This window comes from Desulfovibrio sp. 1214_IL3152 (genome assembly GCF_036763055.1).
Classification (GTDB): Bacteria; Desulfobacterota; Desulfovibrionia; order Desulfovibrionales; family Desulfovibrionaceae; genus Desulfovibrio.
This window is the reverse complement of sequence record NZ_JBAIYW010000514.1, coordinates 1-7,600: the sequence shown is the minus strand read 5'-3', so window position 1 is coordinate 7,600 and position 7,600 is coordinate 1. Positions and strand designations below refer to the sequence as shown.

Below are 7,600 nucleotides of genomic sequence, written 5' to 3'. Positions count from 1 at the left end.
GATGCCGCCGCGGAAGCCGGGCGCTGTTCCTGGGGGGCAGCGGGGCGCGAAAACGGAGAGGGCTGCGCTGCGTCCCTGATGCCGGTGGATGGCGTGGCGGAACCCGTGGAATCCTTTTTTTCCGTTTCGTCGGCGCTTTTTTTCGGCGCACTATAGGGAAACATGGTAGGAGGCTGTGACATGGCTACTCCTGTTCGGCCTGTATGGCTGCCACCGCTTCTGCCGCAGCATGCTGAATTTCTTGGTCTTCATTATCCATCATGCCCAGAAGCACAGTGAAAGCCACATTGCCGCCGATCATGCCCAGAGCTTCTATTATCTTGAAGGTCACCATGGGGCTGGCGTCTTCCAGCATCTGGGCCAGGATGGGTACTGCCTCGGCAATTTTGTGCATGCCCAACGCTTCGATGGCCCGGATTCTCACCCAGTCATTGTCGTCAGCCAGTGCTGCGATAATATGCGGCATGACGGGCGGAGTGCCGATCTGCCCGAGCAGGTCCACCAGCGCCACCCGCACGTCTTTGTCTTCGTCAAGCAGACGGGTCATGAGCTTCGGCAAAAAGGCTTCAGCCTGTGGCCCAAGGTTTTGGAAAGCCTCCACCGCCACCTGTCTGACACGCGGCGACGGGTCTTCAAGCGCCTGGGCTATCTCTTCCAGATTTTCCGTCACGCTGTACCGCCCAAGAGCGTAGATTGCCATCATGCGCTGCACGGGGTCGTCGCTGCGGGCTCTTTCTTTGAAGTGGGCATTGAGCTTGGGGCTGTGAAGATTGATGCATGCTTCCAGCGCCATTTCCCTGACGTCCGCATAGCGGTGGTCGATCTGTGCAAAGACCACGTCCTCCACTTCAGGGCAGGCGTGCTGATTGCCGAAGAAGACCAGAGCGCTTTTGAGAACTTCCGCATCGTCGGACTCTTCAACCACAGAGAAAAAAAACGGAACATCGGTACAGTCGCCCAAGATCGCAGCCTCGGCCGCTGCGGCACGGCGCAGATCCGGGCTAACGCGCCAATAGATATTTTTCAGCTCTTCCACGGGCCTGCGGTCGTCAAGAAGGCGACATGCCTCCATAGCGATGGCAACGCGGCGCTCGTCATCACTGCGTAAGGCATCGCGAAGCACATCGTTGTAACCGACCGAAGCGAGCGACTGGATCGCTGCGTCGTAAAGTTCTGGCTGCCGTTCCGCATCCAGGGTCAGGGCCATGTCGATGATGGCTTTTGTGGCGTCTTCGCGCCCGATGGCGCTCAGGCCCTGCAGGGCCGCCAGCAGAATATCCTCATCATTGTCCGTGAGGGCTTCAAGCAGGTACGTGCGCAGCCGTTCCTGCGATTTGGCGGAAAGAAGCGACAGGGACCGGCCGCTCAAAATCTGTACGATGGCTTTGACGATCTTGTGCCGCAAAGGCACGCTGACATTTTCAAGCGAACTGAAAAGCAGGGGAATGGCCTTCACGTCGCCCATGCCGCCCAGAGCGTCAATGATGGCGGAACTTACCAGAGGAGATGCCTGGGGCAACAGCTTTACAAGACCGTTGGCGGCGGAAGGGTCCTTGATCTTCGCAAGGGCTTCCACCACGGCAAACTGCACCCATTCCTCATCGTGCATGGCCTGACACAGTGGGCCCACGGCTTCGGGAAATGCCTGATTGCCCAGGCTGACAGCCGCCTGGTAGCGCACGTTGACTTCCGGGTCTTTCAGCAGCGCCCTGCCGAGCAGAATGGCGGCCTGATGCGTGAGGCTGTAGCCGAGAATGTCGGCGATAAAGATGCGCAGATCGGGATCATCGTCCTGAAGATAGGGCTGTATGCTCTCAATGCTGTCGCTGCCGATTTCGCGCAGGATGTCCATGGCTACGTTGCGCACCGGAGCTTCGTCACTGCGCAGCAGGGGCAGCAGGGCCGCGACCACATGCGGGCCGCGAATCTTGCGCAGGGCATATTCCGCCGCTTCCTGCACACCGATATTGCTGCTTTTGATATGCTCGCAAAGCAGGGGGACGGCGTCTTGCAAGGCCATATCGCCCGCACTGAAGGCGGCATGGCGGATAGTCGTGCTGTCGTCGGACTGCAATGCTTCCAGAATGGGCGAAGACGTATTGAGCGTGTGTTCCATAGTGTCGTTTCCTGCTGCGCTGCTAGATCAGCCTCTGATTATCGTCATGATGGCCTGGGCTATGTCGTCGGCGTCGAGAATCTGGTTTGCAAGCTTGGCGTCCACTACTGCCTTGGGCATGCCGTATACTACACATGAGGCTTCATTTTGGGCAATGAGACAGCCGCCTTTTTCCCTCAACACCCTTGCGCCTTCGCAGCCGTCAGAACCCATGCCCGTGAGCATGACGCCCAGGGTGCGGCGGCCCATAAATTTGCCCGCACTTTCCATAAGCAGGTTGACTGTGGGCTTGTAAAGGGCATCGCGGGGTTCTTCGGTGACTGCCACTTCGGGCAGGGGGCCGCGCATGCGGATACTGATATGCCTGCCGCCGGGGCAGACATAGGCGTGTCCATTTTTCAGGCGGTCGCCGTCCTGAGCTTCGGTGACATCTATGCGGCATACGCTGTCGAGCCTTTTGGCAAAGGGGCCGGTAAAGGCTGCGGGCATATGCTGCGCGATCAGGAGGCAGGCCGGAATGTCCGCAGGCAGGGCGGAAAGTATTTTTTGCACCACCGGCGGCCCTCCGGTGGACACGCCGATAACCACCAGATCGCGGGGGCCGTGGCAGGGGGTCTGCACATAGTCGATGGGCTGTGACTGCGTGCGCGGCGGGGCGGCCGGCATGGGGATATTGTTGATGCGGCGGTACTTGAGGCGGATAATTGTCTTGCGGCGTGCCAGAGCCGAGACCTTGCGCCGCAGTTCCGCGCCAAAGGCATCGCGATCATTACTCATGTTTTTGGGAATAAAGTCCAGCGCGCCGTACTCCATCGCTTTTAGCGTGCTCTCTGCTCCGCTTTCGGTCAGAGAACTTATCATGAGTACCGGCATGGGAGTGGCCTTCATAAGCCGCTGGAGGGTTTCCAAACCGTCAAGACGCGGCATTTCCACATCCAGGGTCATGACGTCCGCGTCCAGTTCCTCGGCTTTTTGCAGGGCTTCCAATCCATCCTTGGCAGTACCGACAACCTTGATTTCCGGATCCTGTTCCAGCAGGGCGGTAATGGCATTTCGCATAAAAGTGGAATCATCAACTACAAGAACACGGGTCATACAGGCTGCTCGCTCCGCAAAGATTTTTGTTCCTCAAGAGGCCAACGTCATGCTACGCCAGCCCTTATTTTTTTACAAATAAAAAATGGCTTGCCAAAATTACGTGTCTCGCATATGTTGCCTTTCTCGACGGGATGTGGCTCAGCTTGGCTAGAGCGCAGCGTTCGGGACGCTGAGGACGCGCGTTCAAATCGCGCCATCCCGACCAGAAAAATCAAGGAGTTACAGGTAATCCCTGTGGCTCCTTTTTTTGTCGGGGTACAGCGGGGGTGCAAAGCTACTGAAAATACGTACGAAAGTGGTTTTATGGTCGAAAAAGTCATTCTCAACGTTTTGCCTTACCCGCGCGCAACGGCGCACGGCCCTCCCGTAATGCCGCCTTCACTGGCAGATGCTGGGACAAATCCCTTGAGTAACGCTGGCGCTGTGCTTGATCTTTGTACGGGTTTCTGCCAGCGCTGCCGCCAGACGGTTTCGCGCTGAAATTGCCCTTGTTCCTGCCGCAGCCGTCCGGATGGCCCATTTTTTCTTTCATCACAATGCAAAAAGCTGCCCAGCAGTCGGATGTTATCTGGGGCCCACGCGCGTTTCGAGCCTCGGGTGCATGCACCACAGCCCGGCCCCGCAAGGGGCTGCCTTGCGAACTCTTGCTCCTGACGTATTTCACAGCATAGGCATTATAAAACAAAACAACAACTGGTGTACTATGTTGACAGCGATGCCGTGTTGAGGCATAGTCTCCAAACAACTGCTTACACATCCCTGATTGCCCCGGCGCCACCGGGGCTTTCCAATTTTATTGCGGAAAACTTTTTTCGCCGTGTCCTAGAGCATTTAACACTTGAAATACTCGTTTGCGGCAGGCAAAAGCCTGCCTTCTCGCATTTCGTGGCAAGGATTTTCAAGAAAATCCTTGCAGAGCAGATTAACTTTGAAATGCTTCACATTTCAAAGTTTTCATTCAGCCGAAAAATGCGATTTTCGGCTGAATCCACGCCACATTGTGGCGCGCTGCACTTTCGTGCAGCGTTAGAGCATTTACACTTTTTCAAAGTTAAAATGCTCTAGTTTGCGGAAAACGTTTTTTCTTTTTCTCAGGCTTGGCGCAGAAAAAAATATTTTTACGACTTCTGCCTTTTTACCCAGACGCAGAGTTTTTAATGAAAGCAGCGCTAAAGCCTGGCTTTGATCTCGTCAAAGCTTTCGCGCAACTTCATGGCCTGCGGGTTTTTCGCGGTCTGGGCGCCGTAGCGGGCGGCATAGCACAGGAAAAGCAGAGCTTCTTCCGCATCAGACATGCTGTTGCACAGGATGTCGTAATATTCTCCCCGACTGGCAGGATCGAATCTTTTTACGCTGTCGGCGGCCTGACGAAAGGTTTTTATAAAAACTTCGCACCGTTCATGACGGAAAACTTTGCGATTCAAAATCTGTAGCAGCGGGGTTTCCTCCGGGCGTGCCGCAAGCAGACCCTCCACTTCGGCCACCAGGCTGGACACAGTGGCAGCGGCGGGGGCGTTCGGCCCATCGCAGCCCAGGCATTCGCGAATGATCATCCGCACGTCAGCAACGGCAAAGCGGCGTTCGCGCGATTTTTTAAATTCGTCCATGAGCAGCAGAAACATCCTTTCCCTGTGGTAGAGCAGGGCGATTTTTTTCTGTTTTTGCAATTCCTTGCGCTGTTCGCGCATTTCATCGTTCTGCATTTTAATGGAAACGATAATCCCCGCGAAGGCCAAACCGGAAAAAAGCGCGTTCAACACGCCGAAAGAATCGCCGAATGTGCCGGATTTACTGTAATCTTCAGTGAAAGCGTACAGTCCCAGAGCAGAGGCAGACCAGATGCCCAGCACCAGAAGCGCCGCCTTCAGAAAAAGCGACCAGGTTACCTTGTCGGAAAAAACATCTTTTTCGTGTGCCTGGGCGTAGCCTGAAGGCGCGGCCCCTCGCGGGCGGTTGCCATTTTCCGCTCCGTTTGTCGGGCGGTTTTCATTTTCAGCCACAAATTCCCCCTTGCTCCTCGTATCTGCCCCGGTGTCACGCCGCAGGGGCGCTTGCCCAGAGTGGGGCGGCTCCCTGCATCAAGCGCTGTCAGCGGAGAGTACGTCTGTGCGTGGCCCGGCCGCCCTCTGGTCTTCGCACGGGCATGCTTCGGCAGGCGTTGACCGGCAACAGCGCTGCAAACGGTTCATGCACGGCGGTTATCTGCTTTTAAGCTTGCTGTAGATAATCAAAACAATCATGGCCCCAAGCACGGCAATAAAAAAACTGGGCAGATTGAAGCCGGTAACTCTCCCGAAACCCAGTGACGTGCCGATAAATCCGCCGACGCAAGCCCCGACAATGCCGAGCAGGGATGTCATGACAAATCCGTTTTCCATCCGCCCGGGCATGATGAACTTGCTTATGGCTCCTGCGATTACTCCGAAGATTATCCAAGAAATTATGCCCATAGTGTCCTCTTTTTGTGTTGCTCTCAAGATCAGCCGCTAGCCGTTTTCAACCTTGGGTGGGCCTGAAGAAGCGTCTGGACGCATTTCTTGCGCCGCAGTGTGCTGCCAGGCGCGGGCGTCAGGCCGGTTGCCTGTGCTGTTGCGGCGGGACGGGTTCGCTGCTGTCTTTCTTTTCTTTTTTATGATCAAGTTCAACGACATATAGATTTCCGGAAAGCTTTCCGGCGCTGTTTCGCTGTTCATTCCATTCCGCGAAGAAAATATTTTCATAGGAATCATAGCCCTGCTTCAGCAGTTCGGCTTTGAGCCATGCCTCATCCTTGTCGATGACTTCAAGTGCGGCTTCAACAACAACCCCATTGTTGAGCACCACGTTTGAAATGTGCGGATCTTCTTTTTTCTGCACCGTAAGCTGGCCGTTGGGTTCTATCTGGGCATTCCATATGTCTTTCATGGAGTGGATACCCTGCATTCGTATGAGTGTTGCAAAGTCTCCGATATCAAGACCGGCTTCAGTCAATTTGTCTTGAAGAAATTTACCCTTGATAACCACGGGCTTTGGTGAGCCAACAATCATTTTACGCACGGATTCTGTACGCATGCGCAAAAAATTTACTGCTATGACCATGGCTTGCCATATGGCAAGGACAATGATGAATTTTGTGATGCCGATATCCGGATTATAGATGACGCCGCCCAGAATGCCGCCCATAACAAAGTTGCCGATAAGGTCTATGGAGGTCATTTGCGCAAGCTGGCCGCGGTTTGTGGTGCGAAAGACAAATATAAAGGTGGCAAGGCCCACGGCAAGTTTGACGGCGATGTTTCCGTAGAGCTGGGCGGACTGCCAGAAAGCTTGGTCCATAATAGACTCCGGAGCGAAAGAAGGTTGGGGCAGATGAAAGGCTGGTGAAACAAAAACAGGCCGGAAGGAAAGGTTGGCTGGCGGGAATTCTTATCTTCGTCAAGACTATATAATACAGGCAGTAATTGCAACTGATAGGTGCTCCCACCGGCTGTTGCCCGGGAGTATCCTGTAATCTGGGACGCCTGTATGAGGAACGTGGCCTGCTCGCTGCGGGCATAGACTGGCATCGCCAGGCAGTGTCTCTGCGGCGGAAGGTGTGCGGCGAACACGAGGATACGGCCTTTTCGCTGGGCAATCTGGGCGTGGCGCTGGCTTCGGACGGGCAGTGGAGCGAGGCCGCCCGTACCCTTGAAGAGGCTGTGGCCTGTTATGACAGGCTGGGTAAAGGGCGCAGCGTGGAAGCGGAAAGTTACAGGAAAAATCTTGACCTGTGCCGCCGGGCCTTGGCCGAACAGGGGCCGCAGCCGATTTCCGCCACGCGACACGCATCGGAACGGGCCTCGCAACCCTCACTGTCGGACGCGCGTCAGGCGCTGCTGGCGGAAATTATCGAGCGGGAACTTGTCATGTTTCCGGCAACGCCCAATGAAGGCGGCACAGCCCTCTGCCAGCAGAGGCCAGACAGCTTCAGGGTTATGCGGCGTATGGCTCACGAGCCGCTCAACGCCGAAACGCTTGCCTCCTATCTTGAGGATCTGCGCCGCGCCGAGCAGACGGGGCGCAATTTCATGATTGAAAAATACGCCCGTATGGATAACCGCCTGCCTCCGCTAAGCACCAGTCCTCTGCTGGATGAAATTGCTGATGCGGAAGAGGCTTTCATGCGCACTGCTTCCGCTAAATATCCGCATGTGGTTGTGCCTGACAGCCGGGGCGCTTTTAAAAAGTGCCTGCGCTGTGAACTGGAAACCCTTTCGCCGCAAACGCTTGCCCTGTATGCTCAGGATTTGCGGCAGGCCCGGCATGCGGGGCGCAATGCAGCCGAGGAGCGCTATGCCTGCCTGGCCCGGCTCATGGGCAAGTCCGGCCTTGAGGAGCTTGAGGCATCGGTTCGGGCCGCTGCCGTTT

Annotated in this window: 7 protein-coding genes, 1 tRNA gene and 1 pseudogene; 3 read left to right on the top strand and 6 right to left on the bottom strand. The window is 55.8% G+C overall.

Annotated features, from left to right (window positions below):
• The 3 genes and pseudogenes from V6C07_RS11025 to V6C07_RS11015 all read right to left on the bottom strand — a co-directional run.
• Positions 1–182: pseudogene (locus V6C07_RS11025) on the bottom strand (CheR family methyltransferase); the annotation flags it as partial.
• A gap of 2 nt (positions 183–184) precedes the next feature.
• A complete protein-coding gene (locus V6C07_RS11020) occupies positions 185–2,116 on the bottom strand; it encodes a HEAT repeat domain-containing protein (protein WP_333536527.1) in 1,932 nt (643 codons plus the stop codon).
• A 27-nt stretch (positions 2,117–2,143) separates the two neighbouring features.
• On the bottom strand, positions 2,144–3,211 hold the full coding sequence (locus V6C07_RS11015) for a protein-glutamate methylesterase/protein-glutamine glutaminase (RefSeq protein ID WP_333536526.1): 1,068 nt from the start codon (positions 3,209–3,211) through the stop codon (positions 2,144–2,146).
• A gap of 130 nt (positions 3,212–3,341) precedes the next feature.
• Here V6C07_RS11015 and V6C07_RS11010 point away from each other — a divergent pair.
• Positions 3,342–3,419 (top strand) — tRNA-Pro (locus V6C07_RS11010).
• Positions 3,420–3,910: 491 nt separating this feature from the next.
• Positions 3,911–4,279, top strand: a complete 369-nt coding sequence (locus V6C07_RS11005) for a hypothetical protein (RefSeq protein WP_333536525.1) — start codon at positions 3,911–3,913, stop codon at positions 4,277–4,279.
• A gap of 104 nt (positions 4,280–4,383) precedes the next feature.
• On the opposite strand, the gene V6C07_RS11000 is transcribed toward V6C07_RS11005, so the two are convergent.
• The 3 genes from V6C07_RS11000 to V6C07_RS10990 form a co-directional block, all read right to left on the bottom strand.
• Entirely contained in the window at positions 4,384–5,214 is an 831-nt protein-coding gene (locus tag V6C07_RS11000; RefSeq protein ID WP_333536524.1) for a hypothetical protein, read from the bottom strand.
• 198 nt (positions 5,215–5,412) lie between these two features.
• On the bottom strand, positions 5,413–5,664 hold the full coding sequence (locus V6C07_RS10995) for a GlsB/YeaQ/YmgE family stress response membrane protein (RefSeq protein ID WP_333536523.1): 252 nt from the start codon (positions 5,662–5,664) through the stop codon (positions 5,413–5,415).
• 118 nt (positions 5,665–5,782) lie between these two features.
• The gene (locus V6C07_RS10990; protein WP_333536522.1) at positions 5,783–6,529 is read right to left on the bottom strand and encodes a DUF421 domain-containing protein; all 747 of its coding nucleotides are present in this window, start codon (positions 6,527–6,529) and stop codon (positions 5,783–5,785) included.
• A 125-nt stretch (positions 6,530–6,654) separates the two neighbouring features.
• Between V6C07_RS10990 and V6C07_RS10985 the strand changes: the two genes are divergently transcribed.
• On the top strand, positions 6,655–7,600 hold a 946-nt coding region (locus V6C07_RS10985; protein ID WP_333536521.1), incomplete at its 3' end, for a DUF4125 family protein.